At 63.8% G+C, this 19,737-nt stretch carries 18 protein-coding genes and 1 tRNA gene (1 of these 19 cut by a window edge); 9 read left to right on the top strand and 10 right to left on the bottom strand.

What is annotated here, in order from left to right; all coding sequences use genetic code 11:
• On the top strand, window positions 1-238 hold the 3' portion of the coding sequence (locus FIU86_RS01680; protein ID WP_152473493.1) for a DUF2306 domain-containing protein. The gene continues 161 nt to the left of window position 1, outside the view; only the last 238 of its 399 coding nucleotides appear in the window; its start codon lies off the left edge, out of view; it ends in the stop codon at window positions 236-238.
• A gap of 5 nt (window positions 239-243) precedes the next feature.
• On the opposite strand, the gene msrP is transcribed toward FIU86_RS01680, so the two are convergent.
• Together msrP and FIU86_RS01670 are read right to left on the bottom strand one after the other, a co-directional pair.
• Complete coding sequence (gene msrP / locus FIU86_RS01675; RefSeq protein ID WP_152473492.1) at window positions 244-1,149, bottom strand: protein-methionine-sulfoxide reductase catalytic subunit MsrP; 906 nt, start codon at window positions 1,147-1,149, stop codon at window positions 244-246.
• Between the two features lie 190 nt (window positions 1,150-1,339).
• Complete coding sequence (locus FIU86_RS01670) at window positions 1,340-2,833, bottom strand: FMN-binding glutamate synthase family protein (protein WP_152473491.1); 1,494 nt, start codon at window positions 2,831-2,833, stop codon at window positions 1,340-1,342.
• A 282-nt stretch (window positions 2,834-3,115) separates the two neighbouring features.
• Between FIU86_RS01670 and FIU86_RS01665 the strand changes: the two genes are divergently transcribed.
• Window positions 3,116-3,598 (top strand): fasciclin domain-containing protein, encoded by a 483-nt coding sequence (locus tag FIU86_RS01665; protein WP_152473490.1) that lies wholly within the window; start codon window positions 3,116-3,118, stop codon window positions 3,596-3,598.
• A gap of 48 nt (window positions 3,599-3,646) precedes the next feature.
• Here FIU86_RS01665 and FIU86_RS01660 read toward each other — a convergent pair whose 3' ends face one another.
• The 5 genes from FIU86_RS01660 to clpB all read right to left on the bottom strand — a co-directional run bounded on the left by FIU86_RS01660 (window position 3,647) and on the right by clpB (window position 12,901).
• Window positions 3,647-5,146 (bottom strand): hypothetical protein, encoded by a 1,500-nt coding sequence (locus tag FIU86_RS01660; RefSeq protein ID WP_152473489.1) that lies wholly within the window; start codon window positions 5,144-5,146, stop codon window positions 3,647-3,649.
• Between the two features lie 89 nt (window positions 5,147-5,235).
• The gene (locus FIU86_RS22760) at window positions 5,236-6,816 is read right to left on the bottom strand and encodes a hypothetical protein (RefSeq protein WP_254703914.1); all 1,581 of its coding nucleotides are present in this window, start codon (window positions 6,814-6,816) and stop codon (window positions 5,236-5,238) included.
• 39 nt (window positions 6,817-6,855) lie between these two features.
• The gene (locus FIU86_RS01645; RefSeq protein ID WP_152473488.1) at window positions 6,856-7,806 is read right to left on the bottom strand and encodes a hypothetical protein; all 951 of its coding nucleotides are present in this window, start codon (window positions 7,804-7,806) and stop codon (window positions 6,856-6,858) included.
• Window positions 7,803-9,887, bottom strand: a complete 2,085-nt coding sequence (locus tag FIU86_RS01640) for a glycosyltransferase family 2 protein (protein ID WP_152473487.1) — start codon at window positions 9,885-9,887, stop codon at window positions 7,803-7,805. Before FIU86_RS01640 ends, FIU86_RS01645 begins: the two co-directional genes overlap by 4 nt.
• A 392-nt stretch (window positions 9,888-10,279) precedes the next feature.
• Entirely contained in the window at window positions 10,280-12,901 is a 2,622-nt protein-coding gene (gene clpB, locus FIU86_RS01635) for an ATP-dependent chaperone ClpB (protein WP_152473486.1), read from the bottom strand.
• 301 nt (window positions 12,902-13,202) lie between these two features.
• Here clpB and FIU86_RS01630 point away from each other — a divergent pair, with 301 nt between their 5' ends.
• From FIU86_RS01630 to pyrF, 3 genes are all read left to right on the top strand, one after another.
• On the top strand, window positions 13,203-13,457 hold the full coding sequence (locus FIU86_RS01630; RefSeq protein WP_152473485.1) for a hypothetical protein: 255 nt from the start codon (window positions 13,203-13,205) through the stop codon (window positions 13,455-13,457).
• A 103-nt stretch (window positions 13,458-13,560) separates the two neighbouring features.
• Window positions 13,561-13,842: a hypothetical protein gene (locus FIU86_RS01625; RefSeq protein ID WP_152473484.1), complete on the top strand. Its 282-nt coding sequence runs from the start codon at window positions 13,561-13,563 to the stop codon at window positions 13,840-13,842.
• A 54-nt stretch (window positions 13,843-13,896) separates the two neighbouring features.
• Window positions 13,897-14,619, top strand: coding sequence for an orotidine-5'-phosphate decarboxylase (pyrF, locus tag FIU86_RS01620; protein ID WP_152473483.1), 723 nt, complete (start codon window positions 13,897-13,899; stop codon window positions 14,617-14,619).
• 33 nt (window positions 14,620-14,652) lie between these two features.
• Here pyrF and FIU86_RS01615 read toward each other — a convergent pair whose 3' ends face one another.
• Window positions 14,653-15,057, bottom strand: a complete 405-nt coding sequence (locus FIU86_RS01615; protein ID WP_152473482.1) for an NUDIX hydrolase — start codon at window positions 15,055-15,057, stop codon at window positions 14,653-14,655.
• 68 nt (window positions 15,058-15,125) lie between these two features.
• Here FIU86_RS01615 and FIU86_RS01610 point away from each other — a divergent pair, with 68 nt between their 5' ends.
• Window positions 15,126-16,379 carry a DNA polymerase IV gene (locus tag FIU86_RS01610; RefSeq protein ID WP_152473481.1) on the top strand — a complete coding sequence of 418 codons (1,254 nt, stop codon included), beginning with the start codon at window positions 15,126-15,128 and terminating at the stop codon, window positions 16,377-16,379.
• A gap of 119 nt (window positions 16,380-16,498) precedes the next feature.
• Window positions 16,499-17,401, top strand: coding sequence for a hypothetical protein (locus FIU86_RS01605; protein ID WP_152473480.1), 903 nt, complete (start codon window positions 16,499-16,501; stop codon window positions 17,399-17,401).
• 78 nt (window positions 17,402-17,479) lie between these two features.
• Here FIU86_RS01605 and FIU86_RS01600 read toward each other — a convergent pair whose 3' ends face one another.
• Window positions 17,480-18,247 carry a DUF6782 family putative metallopeptidase gene (locus FIU86_RS01600; RefSeq protein ID WP_152473479.1) on the bottom strand — a complete coding sequence of 256 codons (768 nt, stop codon included), beginning with the start codon at window positions 18,245-18,247 and terminating at the stop codon, window positions 17,480-17,482.
• Between the two features lie 106 nt (window positions 18,248-18,353).
• The gene (locus FIU86_RS01595) at window positions 18,354-19,217 is read right to left on the bottom strand and encodes an N-formylglutamate amidohydrolase (RefSeq protein ID WP_152473478.1); all 864 of its coding nucleotides are present in this window, start codon (window positions 19,215-19,217) and stop codon (window positions 18,354-18,356) included.
• Window positions 19,218-19,359: 142 nt separating this feature from the next.
• Between FIU86_RS01595 and FIU86_RS01590 the strand changes: the two genes are divergently transcribed.
• Window positions 19,360-19,434, top strand: a tRNA-Val gene (locus tag FIU86_RS01590).
• Window positions 19,435-19,503: 69 nt separating this feature from the next.
• On the top strand, window positions 19,504-19,629 hold the full coding sequence (gene ykgO / locus FIU86_RS01585; protein WP_025058716.1) for a type B 50S ribosomal protein L36: 126 nt from the start codon (window positions 19,504-19,506) through the stop codon (window positions 19,627-19,629).
• Window positions 19,630-19,737 lie beyond the last annotated feature (108 nt).

Below are 19,737 nucleotides of genomic sequence, written 5' to 3'. Positions count from 1 at the left end.
CGCCGCATCCAGCTTGTGGATCCACACGATGCAAGTAATCGGCCCGTTCAGCCCGATCCACATCCTGTCGGTCATCGTCCTGATCTCGGCACCGCTTGGCCTCTACTATGCATGGGCCGGACAGATCACCGCCCACCGCCGCACCATGCAACAGCTTTTCGCCATCGCGCTGATCGGCGCGGGGCTTTTCACCCTCTGGCCGGGTCGCATCATGCACCAGGTCATTTTCGGGCCCTGACCGCATCAGAAGTTGGCCTTCAGATCCATCCCCGCATAAAGGCTGGCCACCTCATCAGCATACCCGTTGAACATCAGCGTGTCCTGCCGGCGCGCAAACAGCCCCGATCCGATGACCCGCTCGCTCGCCTGGCTCCAGCGCGGGTGGTCCACCTCGGGGTTCACATTGCTGTAGAACCCGTATTCCCGCGCGTTCGCCTTGTTCCAGCTGGTCGGCGGTTCGGCCTCGGTCAGGGTGATCCGCACGATCGACTTGATCGACTTGAAGCCGTATTTCCACGGCACCACCAACCGCAGCGGCGCGCCGTTCTGGTTCGGGATCTCTTTCCCGTAAATCCCCGTCGCCATGATCGTCAGCGGATGCATCGCCTCGTCCAGCCGCAGACCCTCGACATAGGGCCAGTCCAGCACCGGGTATTTCACCCCCGGCATCTCGTCCGGGCGCAGCGCGGTCTCGAAGGCGACATACTTGGCGTTCGACTGCACGCCCGCCATCTCCAGCAGATCGGCCAGCTCGAACCCGTTCCACGGCACCACCATCGACCACGCCTCGACACAGCGGAAGCGATAGATGCGCTCCTCCACCGTCATCCTGGCCATGATATCCTCGAAGGCATAGCTTCCGGGCCGGTCCACCAGCCCGTCAATGGTCACGCTCCACGGCTCGGTCGTAAGCATATGCGCATTCTTCACCGGGTCGCCCTTGCCAGTGCCGAACTCGTAGTAGTTGTTGTAGGTGGTGACATCCTCATAAGAGGTCGGCTCCAAGTCCTGCGCTCGCGCCTGGGCCGCGCCTATACCGGCCAGCCCCATGCCCGCCGCGGCCCCGGCCATCAACTGCCGCCGGTTCAGGAACGCGGCCTCGTCGGTCACATCCTTGTCGCGCAGTGTGTTCTTCCAACGATGGGCCATGCGGGCTCTCCTCTTCTCGCGGGCATGTCTGTTTACCGTGACATAAGGAAAGCGCGCTGGCCCGGCAAAACAAGCCGTCTCACGAAGACGTTGGAGCGCGGTAACAATGACGGCGGCATTCACTTCGCGCGCGCACGCGCGCGCGAACCAGTTTGACTGCCCGTCCCGGACCTGATCCAGCACCTCTCACTCACGGATGCTGCGCCGCATCCACGCTGGGCCGGATCTTGGTCAGCGGGATCGACGTACCGTCCGCCTGAACGATCCGTACATGCCGTCGCCGCATCAGCCGCGGTTCTGCCACGCCCACGGAATGCGCGATGGTCTCGACTTCCTTGATGACCTGCCGCGCGTAATTGGCGACCTTGAGGTACTTGTCCTCGACCACCAGCCCTTTTTGCAAATGCTTGTCATGGGTGGTGATCCCGGTGGGACAGGTGTTGCGGTTGCACTTCAACGCCTGAATGCAGCCAAGCGAGAACATGAACCCTCGCGCCGAGGTCACGAAATCCGCGCCCGCGCAGATCGCCCAGGCCACGTCGCCGGGATTGACCAGCTTGCCCGCCGCGATGATCCGGATGCGGCTCTTCAGCCCGTGCCGGTCGCGCAAATCCACCATCCGGGTCAGCGCCTCGCGAATGGGCATCCCCACCAAGTCCATCAGCGGCATCGGCGCCGCGCCCGTGCCGCCCTCACCCCCGTCGATGGTGATGAAATCCGGCGCGCTTTCAGGCCCACGCTCGACGATCAGCTCGAACATCTCGTCCCACGCCTCGCTCGACCCCACCACGGTCTTGAAGCCGACGGGCTTGCCCGTGACCTCGCGGGTATGGCCGATGAAATCCAAAAGCTCGCCGTAATTGTTCACCTCCCGGTGCCGGTTGGGCGAAATACTGTCCTGCCCCACCGCAATCCCGCGGATCTCTGCGATCTCCGGCCCGACCTTGGCACCGGGCAGGATGCCGCCCTTGCCGGGCTTCGCGCCCTGCGCCAGCTTCAACTCGAACATCCTGACCTGCTCGGTCTCGCCCATCTTGCGCAGCTTGTCGTCGTCCAGTGCACCGTCCGGCGTCCGCACCCCGTATTTCGCCGTCCCGATCTGGTAAACCACGTCGCACCCGCCCGACAGGTGATAGGGGCTCAGGCCGCCTTCCCCGGTGTTCAGCCAGATGCCCGCCTCCGCCGCGCCCCGGCTCAGCGCCTCGACGGCGGGGCGCGAGATGGCACCATAGCTCATCCCCGAGATGTTGAAGATCGACCGCGCCATGTAAGGCGTCCGGCAATAGGGTCCGATCTGCATCGGCTCGGTCACCGAGAACTGGTCATCCAGCGGCGGAAAGGCCGCCGGCACGAAAATCGGCGTGCCCGCCACGTTCAGGTTTCGCGTCGAGCCGAAGGCGATGGTGTTGCCCTTGCCTTTCGCCGCATGACCGACCCAGTCGCGCTGCGCGCGGTTGAACGGCATTTCCTCGCGGTCCATGGCAAAGAAATACTGACGGAAAAACTCGCCCAGCGTTGTGAACAGCCCCCGAAACCGCCCGATCACCGGGTAATTACGGCGGATCGCATCGCCCGTCTGGGTCTTGTCTATGACGAAAAAGGTCAGCGCCAGCGCGATGACGACCCCGATCGCCAGCACCAGGGCCAGCGCCAGAAAGCCGAGGATCTCGAAAACCAGGTCCATCACCGCCCCTTCGGAAAATGCGTGGCTCCCTTATGCCACAGACCTTGCCTGCCTCAAGCGTTAAACCCGCGCCGGAACGCCCGGATGCTCACGCCGGTTCACGAATTTTTCAGTGGAATTCGCAGAACGCGCCGGCTTAGGCGGCAATCCTATTTCGTCAAATGGCACCGGCGGGAATCCCCGCTGAACCGAACGGCCTCGACCCACGTAGCAAGGGCACGATGCGCAAAACAGGCGTCGCCCAACACTCGTACCGAAGACACCTTATGAGGGAGACCAACAATGCTTCGCAGAACTTATCTTGCCCTGACCGCCGCTACCATCCTCGGGGGCGCTAGCACCGCCTTTGCCGGATCCGGCAAGGACATTGTCGACACCGCCGCCGAAGCCGGCGACTTTTCCACCCTGCTCGCCGCGGCCGAGGCGGCCGGGCTGGTCGAAACGCTGAAAGGCGATGGCCCCTTCACCGTCTTCGCCCCCACGGACGAGGCCTTTGCGGCCCTGCCCGAAGGCACTGTGGACACTCTGCTGATGCCGGAAAACAAGGATCAGCTGACCAGCATCCTTACCTACCATGTCGTGCCCGGCAAGGTAATGTCCGGTGACCTGAGCGACGGCATGGCCGCCGAGACCGTACAGGGCTCCGAAGTGACCATCGGTACCGAGGGCGGCGTGACCGTCAACGAGGCCAACGTCGTCACTGCCGACATCGAGGCCTCGAACGGCGTTATCCACGTAATCGACGGCGTGATCATGCCCGAGTAACTTTGCCATCGCAGGCCGGGGCGCGCGTCCCGGCCTGCACCATCGGCATCATGCCGCGCGCCGGTGCGCCTGCTTGAGTTCCGCCGCGTAGGGCAAGCCATTCAACTGCGGCGTCGTATTGTGGATCAACTTGCCCACCAGCTTGTTGCGCTTGCGGGCCAGAGGATTGAACGCCGCCGTCAGAAACATCAGCCGCCGGTCGTTGAACGGATTGATATAGAAGTTCCGCTCGAACGCGTAATAGACGTTGTTGGGCGCCGCCGGCATGAACAGCTCGGCATGGGCGACGTCCGGCATCCGCGCCCGCGCAGGCTCCGGCAACCCGTCATGCCACGCGGCATACCGTGCCCGCAGACTTTCCAGGCGGTCTGGCGCAACCCGGTCCGGCAAATGCTCGGCCCGCATGTTCAAGAGCGCCGCCAGCGCATCATCCAGCGTACAGCCCTGTGCCGCCATCGCCCGCGTCCACTTGTTCGCCCGAGTCATCTCGGCCCCGTTGCCGCGCAGAACCAGCGTCGTTTCCGGCGCACGCGACACCGCCCGCACGGTCACCTCGTCGATGCCATCAAACGAAAGACCGGTGCGAAACGCCATCTTCACCCGCAACTCCGCAACCTCGTCCGGCGTCATGAAGCTCTCGAACTCCGGGTCCTCGCGGTCGATCACCTCCAGCGTGACGCCCATCTCGCGCGCCAGCAACTGCGCGCCCTCACGGTCGAACCGCGTGACCTTGTAGATGTCGTGCATGTAAAACCGCTCGATCCGGTCAAGCACCGGCGCCGCCGCAGCCAAAAGCAGGCGTGAATCCGTGCCCGCCGACAGCGGCAATGCTGTGGAATGGCTGGCCGCCAGCGTGACCATGACCTGTTGCAGCCGCGCGGCGATCTCGGCGGCCACGCCGTTGCGGTCCTCGCCCACAGCCGCGAAATCGTCTTCGGCGCCCAGCCAGTGCCGGTGCATATCGAACGTCTTCAGATCAAGATAGTGATTGGCATAGACCCGCCGGCAATGCCTGTCGTAAGTTTCGCCCAACAGGTACTGCCCCTCGCGCGCCAGAACCGCGCGGCTGGTGATGCCCGTCTCGGGCTCGGCCTCGCGGTTGATCGCCACATGAACGCTCGACGCCACCGCGCGGTCCTTTTTGGAATAGACCGCGCTCAATCCGGCCGTGGCGTCGAAATAGATCCGCGTCGCACCATAGGCGGCGACCAGCACGACAAACCGCCCGGCCAACCCCTCGATGTAATCCTCCAGCGCGGCAAGCGAGCCTTTGCCCTCCAGCGACATGCGCCCGTTCAGCGACCGCCCCTCGCGATCGACCGCAACCCCCAGCACGACGCCCAGAACCTTGCCGTTTCCGAACCCCAGTTCGTGACGTGGCAGGCGCGGACAATGATGCAGATGCCAGTCGCCCAGCTTGAAGTGCATCCATTGCTCGCACGGAGCGGTGCGCGCCTTCGACACCCTGAACTGAAAAGGGAACGCCTCGGAAAAATCCCAGCCATTCTTGTTGCACACCACTTCCGCGGTGCAGACCCTGCGTTTCATACTGCCTCACTTTCCGCCGCGTCGTTGCGCGGCCTGCTCTGCTGTTTGGTCCGGGGGCGGTGTTTTTGTTATGAGCCTCCGGATCTGATCTATTTCTTGTGGATCACGACCACCTGGTCCTTTCGCTTCTTCTGATATCGCACCGGCTCCACGATGCAGCCGGAAATGTCTTCGCTCAGCTTGTTGAATTCCGCCGCGACCGCCGGATCGGAATGCTGGAACGTGCGGTCGTCCAGCCAGCTGCGAAACAGCGCGGCGGTCTTGGTGATGCCGGGCTGCTCATAGGTGTCGGGCTGCCAGCGCAAATCCTCGATCACGTAAAGCCCGCCCGATTCCAGCCGCGGGAACACTTCAAGAAACGCGTTCTGCTGGTGATGGCTGGCGTGGCTTGCATCGTCGATCGCGATGGTCGGGGCGACGCCCATATCCTCCATCGCGTCCGCGATGTTCTCGCGCTTGTCCATGTCGCAGCGGTGAAAGGTGAACCGCTCATGCTCGAACCAGGAAAAGTCCGACACGTCCAGCCCGTGAATTTCGGCCTTCGGAAAGTATTCCAGCCACATCCGGATCGACGGACAGTCATTGGTCTCGCGGTCCGGGTGGTTGCCATGCTCCGGCCCGCCGATCAGCAGACCCATCTCTAGGAATGTGATCTTGCGCTGGCGGTAGGGGTGAAACAGCATGTGGTACAGCTCGGTATACCGGTGCTTCGTCGATCCCTTGTCAGACCCGTACCTGTCGGCCAGATCGGTCAGGTTCTCACCGCCCTTGCCCGTGGCCAGGCGCGGCGCGGTCGACACGCTCGCGGCCAGTTCGGCCTGCTTCTTCTCCGCCTTTTCCTCGCGCGACAGCACAGGTGCGGCCTCGCAATCTATGTTATGCTTGTTCAATATGTGCTCCATCCAACTGCCCTCTTCGGGCATCCCGCCCTGTTTCGACAAAAACTCGCGCACCCGACGGCCGTAGAAATGCACCGAGTAGGTCCGGTCGGTGATCATCGCCTCGACCTTGTCCTTCGCCCAGCCGCGCATCAGCAGCCGCCGCTCGCGAAAGCCGACCGGGTACAGCCCTTCGATGGGTTGAGCGTATTTGGACTCGCCCGTCTTGTGCAGGTAATGGGTCACCGCCTGCGGCCCCCAGACCCCCCATTTCATCTCGCTGACGTGAACTGGCGCGCCCTCGTCCTTCTGCTGTTGCAGCTTGTCCTTCTCGGCATCCGGATACCATTCCGGGATGCCGTACTCGTCCTCGCTCATTTCCAGCAGCTGGCCCAGCGCCTCGCTGTCCGGCGGCAGGCCCAACACGCCGCCGTTGATATGATGCTTCGACTCCCAGCCAAAGAAATGCCCCGTCTCGCTCTCGAACGGCTTCACGCAATAGGCATCCAGGTCGGCCCAGATCATTCGGTCGTTCTGCTTCAGCAGGTGATAGCGGAACACGTCCGAAAACAGCGCAAAGCTGCCGGTGCGACCGTGCTGAATGAACCGGTCGATCTGCAAAACGGTGTCGCCGTGGATCAGCTCGACCCCGTCGGGCACGTTCTGCACGTCCTTGTAGTGATACAGCTTCACAGGATGGCCCGCATCCAGGAAGGACTGCGCGCACAGCACCTCCACATAGCTCAGCGGTCCCTCGACCCAAAGCATCCCGATCTCGAAGTCCTGCTTCATCTGCTTCCTCGTCGTCCGGCCTCTTGCGGGCCTGTTGTTCTAATGGTTCGCGACATGCTCCAGCTCCAGCAAGGTGATGTCGGGGTTGGCCCGGATATCGTCGATGTCTTGATCATACATCCGCTTCAGATGCGCGCGCTCATGCGCCGTCCACGGATCGTAGCCGCCATGGTCCGGGCCGCGTGGATACTTGTCCTGCAAGGCGACCCGTTGTTCCAGCGCCGCCTCCGCGCCGTCACGGTGAATCATCTGCAACAGTTCCGACACCGCCCGTCCGCTCGCGGTCGGGCGCTTGTTCTTGTCCTTGGGCTGCTTCAGCTTGGACAGGTCCACCGACGGGCCACAGAGGTTGGACAGCACCCGCTCGTCCAGTTGTCGGAAATCCTCATAGCGCCAGACGAAGATCTTCGCCTCGGGAAAGCTGTTGCGCATGACCTTCAGCACCTTCATCCAGTTCGGCATGTGCTCCAGCACCCGCTTGCGCATCACCGTCTCGTCGATGAAATTCTTCGAGGTCACCGAGCGCAGATACTCCACATAAGCCGACGCGAAGAAATCCGCATAGTTTCGCAGGCCCAGATGCACCTCGCGCACCGTCCACGGGATCTGTCCGGCAATCGCCCCGACCAGCTCGTCGCGCCACAGGTACAACAGCCCGCGCTTCACGCAATGCCCGCAATGCCCGGCCAGGTTCTCGTCCGACAGGATCACCCGGTCGATCCTGTCCTTCTGTCCGATCAGCCCGTCAAAGAACGCGCCGGTCTTTTCGGCCAGCTCCGCCGCGGTGTACTTGGTGCGGAAATTCATGCCTTGCTGCTCGTAGACATACAGCTGGCACGGCACCGTCAGTTCCTTGCGCATGTCGCGGTGATGCACGTAAAGAACGCCCTGTTTTTTCAGATAGCCCGCGTTGCGCCCCAGCATCGACTGGATATGGCTGGTGGCGGTCTTGTGAAACCCGCCATGCAGAACGACATAAGGCTCGCTCATTCCGCGGCGTGCTCCTTCAACAGGGCGACGCATTCCTTGGGGTCCTGCCCCGGCTGGTTGATCTGCGTTAGCAGCGCGTGAAACGCGGCCCATTCGCCGCTCGATTTCAGCGTCGCGATCTTGGCCTGATGCCAGGCGCAGGCCTCGGCGTGCAACAGCGCCAGCTTGTCGTCCTGCAACAGCCGGTCGAACTCCGCGCGCGTGCGATCCACCGTCGGCAACAGCGACTTGTCCTCGACGATGCTCAGGTTCATGTCGGCCCAATAGGCCACGCCCTGGTCGCGATCCACATGGTTGGTCCGGCCCCGGTCCCGCTTGACCAGGAAACTGTCGATCGAGCGGACCGAGTAATGATGCAGGCGCGCGAACGCGTGGCTGAAACCGCCATAGGCCGACCATCCGGTGGTGTAGTACGCCTCCGGCATCAGTTGGCCGCCGCCGTCCTTCCAGATGAATTCCGCCGGCCGCCCGTCATCGAACTTGGGCCGGTGCACGCCGAACCGGGTGGCCCCGCGTCCCGGGCGGAACATGGTCTTCAGGCCCAGCGCCCGGTACTTGTCGCGGTACTCCTCGGGCGCGGACCAGGTGAACTGCTCGGTCACCAGCTTGTCCTCATAGGCCACCTTGTCGCCCCGGCCGAAGATCTTCCAGCACAGCGAGATCGCATCCGCCTCGCCCGTCGCCTCGAACAGATCCGGCAGGCGCCGGTCGCCCACGCGCACGTTCAGAAACTCGTCGCAATCGGCGCAGATGACCCAGTCGCACTCCTTGTAGAAGTCTTCCTTCAGGGTCTTGCGCAGAGCGCTGCGCTGCGGGCTGCCGCCTTTCTTGATCTTGTTGTCGACATGCTTGGCCAGCCCCATTTCTTCCAGCCGCATCCCGATCCGGTTGGTGCCATCGTCGCAATCGTTGGTGTAGATCAGGAAATCGGTGAAACCGATGGCGCGGTGATAGGCCACCCATTCCAGCATGAACGGGCCTTCGTTCTTCATCGTCGTCACGATCCCGCACCGGTCGTTCCTGCGCGGGCCCAGGTTGGGCGGCGACGGAATGACCTTCACGCCGACGCTCTGTGTCTCTGGCTTGGCTTGTGTTTCGGCCTCGGCCCGTGTCTCTGGCTTGACCTTTGTCTTGGCCTCCGCCGGTGCCACGTCCGGATTCGGCGCATCGGGCTTTTGCGTCTCGTCCGCCCGCGCCTCGCGCCGGGCCTTGGCCCTCAGCCGCTTGCGAAAGGCCATGGCGAAGCGGTCGGCCAGCTCGTCGCGGCCCTTTTCCTTGAAATACGCGGCCACCGACCCCTTGAACCACGGCAGGTTCCGGCGCCCGCGGTACAGCCGATAGAACTCCGCCTCCTCCAGTTCGTCGAACAGTACAGCATGCATCACCGGCTTCAGCGCGTCGATCTTGCGCAGGAAAACGGCGGTCTTGTGCACCGAATAGCGACAGTTGAAGACCCGGATATTATCGCCCTCGAACCGCTCTACATGCTGCTTGTCCAGCGCATGATAGGGGTCGTAGAAGATATTCACCCGCCCCAGCCCGGCGGTCAGCGACGCCGCATCCGACAAGGGCAGCGTCCAGTCCTGCCGCCGCCCGCCCTCGTACCGAGTCTCCCACGGCACCAGCCGTGTATCCAGCGTGCTCTGCGGGTTCACCGACATCACATGCGCCCCGGGCACGAGCGAGCCGAAGGCGATGGCGGCATACCCGCCCATCGACACGCCCGCGAACACCACCCGATCATAGCCGTCAAAGAACCCGTCGTCCCGCAGCTTCTCGAACCGCGCGATCAGTTCGGCATCGCGGTACCAGTCGGCCACATGCGCCATCACGCCAAGGTGCGACACATTGGTATCGCGCGCGAATTTGCACGCCCAGGGTTCGCGGTCCGGCGAGGTATTGTTGACGTTGCTCAGGTTGTCGAACGTCACCAAAAGGCGGTTTACCGGCCGCCGCACGAACATCAGCGAATGCCGCAGATGCCGCTCCATGAAACCCTCGCCCTCGCCCCCGGGTCGAAGCTCGTCGAACCAGCGGGGCAACGCTGGCGTGTCGTCTGCTGAACTATCCTGCTCGGCCATGGCCCGATCTTATGACTGATATGGTTGCCGCACGGTGAACCGGCGCCGTTTCGCTTTTGGCGACACTATACGCGCGGCCCGCGAATCCGCGCAACACTCGTCTCAATTTGTCCGCGCAAAGGCCATTTCCGCAACACCGCGGCCTTTCCGCGCTCCGCCCTGTCTTCCTCTGGCCGCAAATATCCCGGGGGCTTGGGGGCTGGCCCCCAATTGAACCTGCGTTCGGGGGCCGGCCCGTCCGAGGATACGTTTCTAGCCCGTCCCGGACTTGATCCGGGACCTCGGTGGGTTTCCGCCCCACCTTCGCAAGCCGACCCTCAGCCGCCCGTACATACGAAAACCCCCGCCGGATCTCTCCGGCGGGGGGGGGCATCGTCACGTGTTCAAGCCGCTCAATGCACCACGGCATCGTCCGGCCGCTCGCGGTTGGTCGACCCGACGCGCTCGCCTATGATCAACCCGTCCGCCCCGGCGCTTACCGGCACTGTGGTGCCGTCCAGGATATCCCCTGCCAGCAAGCCTTCGGCCAGCGGGTCCTGCAACGCCTTCTGGATCACACGCTTCAGCGGCCTCGCGCCATAGACAGGGTCATAGCCCTCGTCGGCCAGCCACTTGCGCGCCTCATCGTCCAGTTCCAGCGTGATCTTCCGCCCGGCCAGCCGCTTGAGCAGGCGGGCCATCTGGATATCCACGATCCCGTCCATCTGGTCGCGGTTCAGACGGTCGAAGACGACGATCTCGTCCAGCCGGTTCAGGAACTCGGGCCGGAAATGCGACCGGACCGCATCCATCACGTCGCGCTTGGCCGCCGCCGCATCGGACCCTTCCGGCAACTGGCTCAGCGCCTGGGACCCAAGGTTTGACGTCAGGATGATGATCGTCTGCTTGAAATCCACCGTCCGGCCCTGGCCATCGGTCAGCACACCATCGTCCAGAACCTGCAACAGCACATTGAATACCTCCGGATGCGCCTTCTCGACCTCGTCGAACAGGACCACCTGGTAGGGCCGCCGGCGGACGGCTTCGGTCAGCACACCGCCCTCGTCATACCCGACATAGCCCGGAGGCGCCCCGATCAGACGGGCGACCGAGTGCTTCTCCATGAACTCGCTCATGTCGATCCGCACCATCGCGCTGTCGTCGTCGAACAGGAACTCGGCCACCGCCTTGGTCAGCTCGGTCTTGCCCACGCCGGTCGGCCCCAGGAACAGGAAGCTGCCCAAGGGACGGTTCTCGTCGTTAAGCCCGGCGCGCGCCCGGCGCACGGCATTGGCCACCGCCTTCACGGCGGCATCCTGGCCGATCACCCGGCGGTGCAGGTTGTCTTCCATGCCCAGAAGCTTCTCGCGCTCGCCTTCCAGCATCTTTGCGGTCGGAATACCCGTCCAGCGTTCGACCACCTGGGCGATCTGCTCGGGCCGCACGGCCTCCTCGACCATGACATCGCCGTCTTCCTCGGCCTTCTCGGCCTCGGCCAGCTGCTTTTCCAGCTGCGGAATGACGCCATAGCTCAGCTCCCCGGCCTTCGCCAAGTTGCCCTCGCGCTTGGCATGGTCCAGCTCGATCCGCGCGCGATCCAGCTGTTCCTTGATGTCGCGTGCGCCGGCCAGCTTGTCACGCTCGGCCTGCCATTTCGCGGTCATCTGCCCGGATTTCTCCTGCATGTCGGCCAGCTCTTTTTCCAGCTTCTCCAACCGGTCCTTGCTGGCGGCGTCGTCCTCTTTCTTGAGGGCTTCGGCCTCGATCTGCTTTTGCAGGATCTCGCGGTCCAGCGCGTCCAGTTCCTCGGGCTTGCTGTCCACTTCCATGCGCAACCGGCTCGCGGCCTCGTCCACAAGGTCGATCGCCTTGTCCGGCAGGAAGCGGTCGGTGATATACCGATGGCTCAGCGTCGCCGCCGACACCAGCGCAGAGTCCGAAATCCGCACGCCGTGGTGCAGCTCGTACTTCTCCTTGATGCCGCGCAGGATGCTGATCGTGTCCTCGACCGTCGGCTCTTCGACCACAAGCGGCTGGAACCGGCGGGCCAGTGCGGCGTCCTTTTCCACGTGTTTGCGGTACTCGTCCAACGTCGTCGCCCCGACACAGTGCAATTCACCCCGCGCCAGTGCCGGCTTGATCAGGTTGGCCGCGTCCATCGCGCCATCCGCCTTGCCCGCACCGACCAGCGTGTGCATCTCGTCGATAAACAGGATGATTTCCCCGGCCGCATCCGTGACCTCGTTCAGCACGGCCTTCAGCCGTTCCTCGAACTCGCCACGATATTTCGCCCCGGCGATCAGCGCACCCATGTCCAGCGCCAGCAGCTTCTTGTTCTGCAGGCTTTCGGGCACGTCGCCGTTGACGATCCGCAGGGCCAGCCCCTCGGCAATCGCGGTTTTACCCACGCCCGGCTCCCCGATCAGGACCGGGTTGTTCTTGGTCCGGCGGCTCAGCACCTGCATGGCGCGCCGTATCTCGTCATCGCGGCCGATGATGGGGTCGATCTTGCCATCCTCAGCCCGCTGTGTCAGGTCGGTGGCGTACTTCTCCAGCGCCTCATAACTGTCCTCGGCACTGGCCGAATCCGCCGTCCGCCCCTTGCGAATGTCGTTGATCGCCTCGTTCAGGGCCTGCGCACTCAGCCCGCCTTGCTCCAGCGCATCCTTGGCGGGGCTTTTCACCATCGCCAGCGCAGTCAGCAGGCGCTCCACCGGCACGAAACTGTCGCCCGCCTTCTTGGCCAGCTTTCCGGCCTCGTCCAACAGCTTCACGGTCTGACCGTCCATATAGGTCTGGCCTGCATCGCCACTGACCTTCGGGATCTTGCCAAGGCTCAGGTCCAGCGCCTGCACCACGCGCGCCGGCTCACCACCCGCCCGCTTGATCAGGTTGCTGGCCATCCCCTCGGGGTCGTCCATCAGTGCTTTCAATACATGTTCGGGCGCCAGTTTCTGGTGGCTCTCCCGGATCGCGATCGTCTGCGCGGCTTGAATGAATCCGCGCGACCGCTCGGTGAACTTCGACAAGTCCATCCCGTCTCTCCTTCTCACAAGCGTTATCCCGGTGGCGCACCCAGCATTAGGCGTGCGGCTTCGGGAACCTCAGACCTCTAAATGGGTAACACGACCGTGAGCTTCAAGAGGAGCTGCAAATTGTTCGCATCGCGAAAACCGCGACCAGATGTTGATTGATCTCAAGGCCAAACCACCACATGTGCGGAAATCCGCTCAAAAATTTTGTGAACCTTGCAACTTTTTCGGCCGACCCAACGTTATCCACATAGTTATCCACAGGCTAAGTCGTCTGGTTAACTCGTAAAACAGGAGCAGACCCATGCAGATCGAGAAGCTTGAATTCGACGCCATCCGCTACAATCCCGAACTTGAAGCGTTCGAGGCGGCCGTACGTATCCACGACTCCGGTCACATCTTTCGTTACCCCGTTCACCTCAAGGCCCCGCTCAACGCGGAATACGCGCTGATCGCCCGCGGCCTGACGCAAAAGGCCAGCCTGCGTCACACACAAAAGGCGCATGATCTGCGCTCCGCGCTGCCCGAGGCTGCGCAAGGCTCAGCCGCTGCTGCCTGAATAACAGGCAAAACTTTGCGGGGGGACGCCAATTAACCATTTCCCCCTCGCAAATCGCGTTCGATTGATGCACACTTTCTGCGAGTGCAAAGTGGGGTGTGTTATGAAAATCGAACGTATTTCCTTAGAAAACGTCGCTGTTTCACCGCATTCGGGCGCGCATGTCGCTACCGTATTGCTGCATGGCGACACAGCCTCGCTCAGTCTGCGCGCGTCGGCCATGCCTGCCACGATGTTGGGCGGCTTAACCGAAAACGCGATCGTTACCCGTGCGCTGGTTCAGGATGCATTGCGCCAACTGCGCCGGATGCCCGAATATCGCAACGCTCCACAGGCGATCGTGGTCGAGGATTCGGCTTGGCCGGTGGCTGCCGAACAGGCTTGACGCCACCGCGTCAGGCCGCAACAAGGGCGCGACCCGACGCGAAAGGTTGCGACTATGCCAGACCCCGTCCAACTTCGACCAAACCGGCCTGCCGATGACCGCCTGATCGTGGCAATCGACCTGCCCAACGCGCTCGACGGCCTGAACCTGGCCACGCGTCTGGGCGACGCGGTGTCGTTCTACAAGATCGGGCTCGGAATGCTGACCGGCGGCGGCCTCGCCCTCGCCAATGAGCTCAAGCAGGATCATGGCAAGCGTATCTTCCTCGACATGAAGCTCTTCGATATCGGCGCCACTGTGGAAAACGCGGTGCGCGGGCTGGCGCAGTTCGATCTCGACTTTCTGACGGTGCATGGCGATCCCCACGTGGTCCGCGCCGCCCGCGAAGGGGCGGCGGGCAAGCCGATGAAGATCCTCGCCGTCACCGTGCTGACCTCGCTCGACCGCGAAGATCTGGATGCGTCGCTGATCGCCCCCGGCGAGATCCCCGACATCGTCGCCACCCGCGCGGCCCGCGCGCTCGAGGCCGGGGCCGACGGCGTTATCGCCTCGCCGCAGGAGGCCGCGATGATCCGCGCTCTGCCCGAGGCCGCGGGCAAGCTGATCGTCACCCCCGGCGTGCGGCCCGCCGGCGCGGCACTGGGCGACCAGAAACGTGTCGCCACCCCGGCACAGGCCCTATCGGACGGTGCCGATCACATCGTCGTCGGCCGCCCCATCTGGGCCGCCGACGACCCGCGCGCCGCCACGCAAGCCATCCTCAACGACATCGCCTGACGTCAGGTGGGTGAAACCCACCATGGCTCCCCGCTACCGCGCCAGGTAAGCCGCCACCCGCTCGGCGAAATGCGGCACGGCCTTGTCATGCGCCACGTAATCCTCGGGCGGCATCAGGCACCAGCGCCGCCCCTCGTCGCCAAAAACAACCTCGTCGGCCAGTGCCGCCTCGCAATGCGCCACGAAGAACCACATCCGCGTCGGCCCCGCATAGAATCGCCGCCAGCCCAGCACGCCGGGGTCCAGCACCAGCCCCAACTCCTCGTGCGTTTCGCGCAGCACGCACGCCTCGGCACTTTCCGCGCCTTCGCGCCCGCCTCCCGGCAGGTCGAGGAACCCGGGCCAGGGAATATCCGCCGCTTGGTCTCGCTCGATCACGGCCAGCCGTGCGCCCAGAAACAGCGCCAGCTTCGTACCCTCGAACCTCTGTTCGCTCATACCGTCTTTTCCCTCACGCGCCGCGCCCCTACAATAACCGCATCGCAACCCCGAACACAGCCCCGCCCATGCCCGCCCTCTGCCGCGACTGCCTGACAGAATTCGACACCGGCGCGCGCTGCCCCGCCTGCCGCAGCCCGCGGGTGCTGTCGCATCCCGAACTGCACGACCTCAGCATCGCGCACATGGATTGCGACGCGTTCTACGCCTCAGTCGAGAAACGCGACAACCCCGATCTGGCGCACAAGCCCGTCATCATCGGCGGCGGCCGGCGCGGCGTCGTCTCCACCGCCTGCTATGTGGCCCGCATCCGCGGCGTGCGCTCGGCCATGCCCATGTTCCAGGCGCTGAAACTCTGCCCCGACGCTGTCATCATCAAGCCAAGGATGGAACTCTACGCCGAGGTCTCGCGCCAGATCCGCCGCATGATGGAGGATCTGACCCCCGATATCGAACCCCTGTCACTGGACGAGGCGTTTCTCGATCTTACAGGCACGGCCCGCCTGCACGGCGCGTCCCCCGCCGTCATGCTGGCCCGCCTGACCAAGCGGATGCGCACCGAACTGGGCCTCACCGGCTCCATCGGCCTGTCGCACAACAAGTTCCTCGCGAAGATCGCCTCGGACCTCGACAAGCCGCGCGGCTTTTCCATCATCGGCCAGGCTGAGACGGCAGATTTCCTGCACGATCAACCCGTCAGCCTGATCTGGGGCGTCGGGCAGGCCGCGCGCAGCTCGCTAGATGCGGCGGGCATCCGCACCTTCGCCGACCTCCTGCGCTGGGAGAAAACCGACCTCGTGGCGCGCTTCGGCTCCATGGGCGAGCGGCTCTGGCACCTTGCCCGCGGGCAGGATCACCGCCGCGTCTCGGCCCACAGCCCGATGAAGTCGATCTCGAACGAGACCACCTTCCGCGAGGACACCGCCAGCGCCGATATCCTCGACGGCCACCTCTGGCGCATGGCCGAAAAGGTCGCCGACCGCGCCAAGGCCAAGCATCTGGCGGGCCGCGTCGTGACGTTGAAACTCAAGCGGTCCGACCACTCACTCCTGACCCGCCGCGTCTCGCTGCGCGACCCGGCGCAGCTGGCCGACACGCTCTACCGCACCGCCCGCGCGCTTTTCGATCAGGTCGATCACACCAAGCCCTATCGCCTACTGGGCGTGGGCCTGTCGGACCTCGTACCCGAGACCGCCGCCGAGGCCTCCGGCGACCTTCTGGACCCGCAGGCCCGCCAGCGCGGCCGCGCCGAACGCGCCACGGATGAGATCCGCGCCCGCTTCGGCGCCGACGCCATCCTAAAGGGCCGCTCGCTGCGCTGAACCGGGTTTCTCCCGTTAAAGCAGAGTGTTACCGACACTCCGCTGTGGCCGAAAAATCACATCGACACCGTCGGTCATTGCTCGTGCAACTTTCCAACCCGTGCCACGTTGCTTCGGTCATGAAACGCATATCGACCCGTCCCATTCCCAGCCTTGCCGCGCTGGCGCTCTGCGCCGCCGGCCTGCGCCCCGACCCCGCCGCAGCCGACTGGTTCGACTTTTCCGGCGACATCTCGGTGGGCGCCAACAGCATCCAGGACAACGCGTTCATGTCGCGGATCGACGCGATGCTGACCTTTACGCTGTTCGACATCGCCGACAGCCCCGTCGCGTTCGAATTTGGCACCTTCGGCTACTACTACAAGGGCGACCGCCCGCACGAGACCTACGCCGCCTTCGTCTATGACGACCGGTTCCGCTTGGGCGTGGTGAAGCCCGCCTATGACAAGGTGCTGATCTCGCCCTTCGACTTCACCGCCGCTTCCATCGCCGAGACCCGCACCGAATACACCCGCGCCCGCGCCACGACCGAGGCGTTGCGCTTCAACTCCGTGCCGGTCGGCGTCTCCTATGGCGACACCACGGGCGACACGGCGTGGGCCGTCTCGCTGCTCGATGCCAGCGACGGCAACTTTCGCTCCGCTTCCGCCTCCGCCCGGTGGCAGGCACAGGCCGTAACTCTCGCCGCCGCGATCGAGGGCGTCTGGGACCCCAAGGATGATTTCGACGGCATCAATGCCAAGATCGGCGCCCGCTGGCAGCAGGGGCGGCTCGACATCGGCGCCGCCTTTTTGCACCCCGACGCCAACCAGCGCCCCGATGCGGTGGCCTTCGACGTGAACTACACCGTCTGGCGCGACCTGACGCTTTCGGGGTTCGGCGAGGTCACGCGCGACAGCACGACGTCCGCCTACGGGCTCGCCGCGCGCTACGATTTCCAGGATCGCTCCGACGTGACCTTCGCCATCACCGACACCAAGACCGACGAGGTAGTACACTTCACCTACACGCGCCGCTACTGACCACGGCCCCGGCTGGACGCCACGGACGGACCTTGAAGGGCCCGCTCCACGGCCTCAGGGCCGTGGGCGCAGCATGCCTCAGTCCTGTCGCGGATCGCCACAGGTGTAGGCCCGTCCATCCGGCAACCGGCACAAGGCCTCGTAAAAGTCATCCTGGATCATCTGGTAGCGCGGTATCAGGTGACCCTCGTCCTGCCTGTCCAGATAATCGCTGCAAGCAGACTCGTAGTAGTCCTGTCGCCGCGCCTCTGACGCGTACCACTGGTAAAAAGCAGCCGTCGTCGCCAGCCCCGCATCACCGGTTTCCTTCATCGCGTCCGCAAAGCTCCGTGCAATATCAGCCTGCTGCGGCCAGGACGACAAAGCGACCCAAACATCAGGGGATCCATGCTCTTTCATCTCCCATGCAATCATCAAGCTGATCGCGCTCGCGTCGGCCTCGATCGCGTAGGTCGCGCGCGCGTATTCCTTCATCTTCAATGCAGATGTCGGGCACGCCCGATGCCATGACTGCCAAAGATGCCGTAGCTCGTGCAAAAGCACACCTGCCTGCATCGGTCGCGATAGATCCCGGCTGATCACGATTCGGTTCGTGTCCGGCTCAAAATACCCATGCGCGTTGTTCATCGCGTCAGAAAGGCAAAACGCCGGTTCCGAGGCCTCCACTACCGCCGCCAAGGACGGGAATCGCACCAGCACGTCGGCGATCTTGGTGTAGACGGCGGCAGGTACACTCTCTGAGGCCTTATCCGGGGCCAGATACGGTGCGTCCGCACAAATCATCTCAGCGCGCGTGGGTACCGCACCTATCAAGCTCAGAGAAACGACACTCCACAATTTCTGCATGATCAAAGCAAGCCGCGCTAGGGCCGTCCTTTTCAGTTTCGAAAGTCGGCAAAGAAACGGCATTCCGCTCGCCCACCAATTTTTTGCAGCCACCTTCCGTGCAGTCTTATTCCGCCGCCAGCTGCTGCGGCTTGGGCCGCCCGACCTCGGCGATCTGGGCGATCACGCCCTCCAGAACGGCCTTGAACGCCTCGAAATTGCCATTGGGCCGGATCAGCCGCTCGTTCATGTAGAGCGCCCGGTCGATCTCGACCTGCACCGCGTGCCGGTTCTCCTGCGGACGGCCGTAATGCTGGGTGATGAAGGCCCCGGCAAACGGCGCGTTGCGTGCCACCTTCAGCCCGGCGGCGGTGAATGCCGCCTCGATCCGGTCCACCACTTCCTCGCTCGCCGCCGCGCCGAACCTGTCGCCCAGCACCACCTCGGGGCGCCGCGCGCCACTGCGGGCCACGGCATCCATCGCCTCGTGCGGCATCGAGTGGCAATCGATCAAAATCGCCTGCCCGAACATACCAAGCGCCTGATCCATCTGGGTTTTCAGCGCCGCATGATAGGGCCGCCAATAGGTGTCGATGCGCCTTTGCGCCTCGTCCATCGTGATCTTGCCGGAATAGATCGCCTTGCCATTGGCCACCACCCGCGGGATCACCCCCAGGCCAGAGGCGACGCGCGGGTTGTGCCCCGTCCGCCGCGCCCCTTCGATCAGCGCCGGGTCAAGTTCCTCGGTCGAGCGGTTCAGGTCCACAAAGGCCCGTGGCGCACCGGCCTTGATAAACGGCGCCCCGTTGCGCGGCGCGGCCTCGAACAGGTCATCGACAAAGGCATCTTCGGAACTGCGCACGCTCAACTCGTTGAGGTTCGTGCGCCGCACGAAAGACCACGGATAATCCCGCCCGCTATGGGGCGACGCGAACACGACGGATGTCGTACGACGCTCCGGATGTGTAAGGGTATACGCGGCTTTCGGCATTCTCTCTCCTGACACTTCATAATAGTCTGAAAATCAGGTTCTAAAAGCCCTTGATCCCCTGCCCGACTCCTTTTATAGACACGCCTCACCGGCGCGGTTTCCCGCGCCCCTATTCGTTGGGGGCCATGCCATTCCGGTATCAGGGCGATTAGCTCAGCGGTAGAGCACTTCGTTGACATCGAAGGGGTCACTAGTTCGATCCTAGTATCGCCCACCATATTCACTGCCCGGCCTGGCCGGTGCACCCGCAACCCGGCGCCCCGCGCCACGACATTGGAGACGAGTGATGAAAGTCCGGAACTCGCTGCGTTCGCTCAAGAACCGCCATCGCGATTGCCGCGTCGTGCGTCGCAAAGGCCGCGTCTACGTGATCAACAAGACCCAGAAACGTTTCAAGGCCCGCCAGGGCTGAGATCCCGATCTGGTTCTGCTGAACGAACCCCGCCTCGGCGGGGTTTTTTCGTTTTGCCCAAGCGGACGGCTTTGGAGCCGCGCGGAGCGCGCTCTTCACACGTTGTTA

This window comes from Roseovarius sp. THAF9 (genome assembly GCF_009363715.1).
In the GTDB taxonomy this organism is placed as follows: domain Bacteria; phylum Pseudomonadota; class Alphaproteobacteria; order Rhodobacterales; family Rhodobacteraceae; genus Roseovarius.
This window is presented reverse-complemented; position numbering and strand designations above follow the sequence as displayed.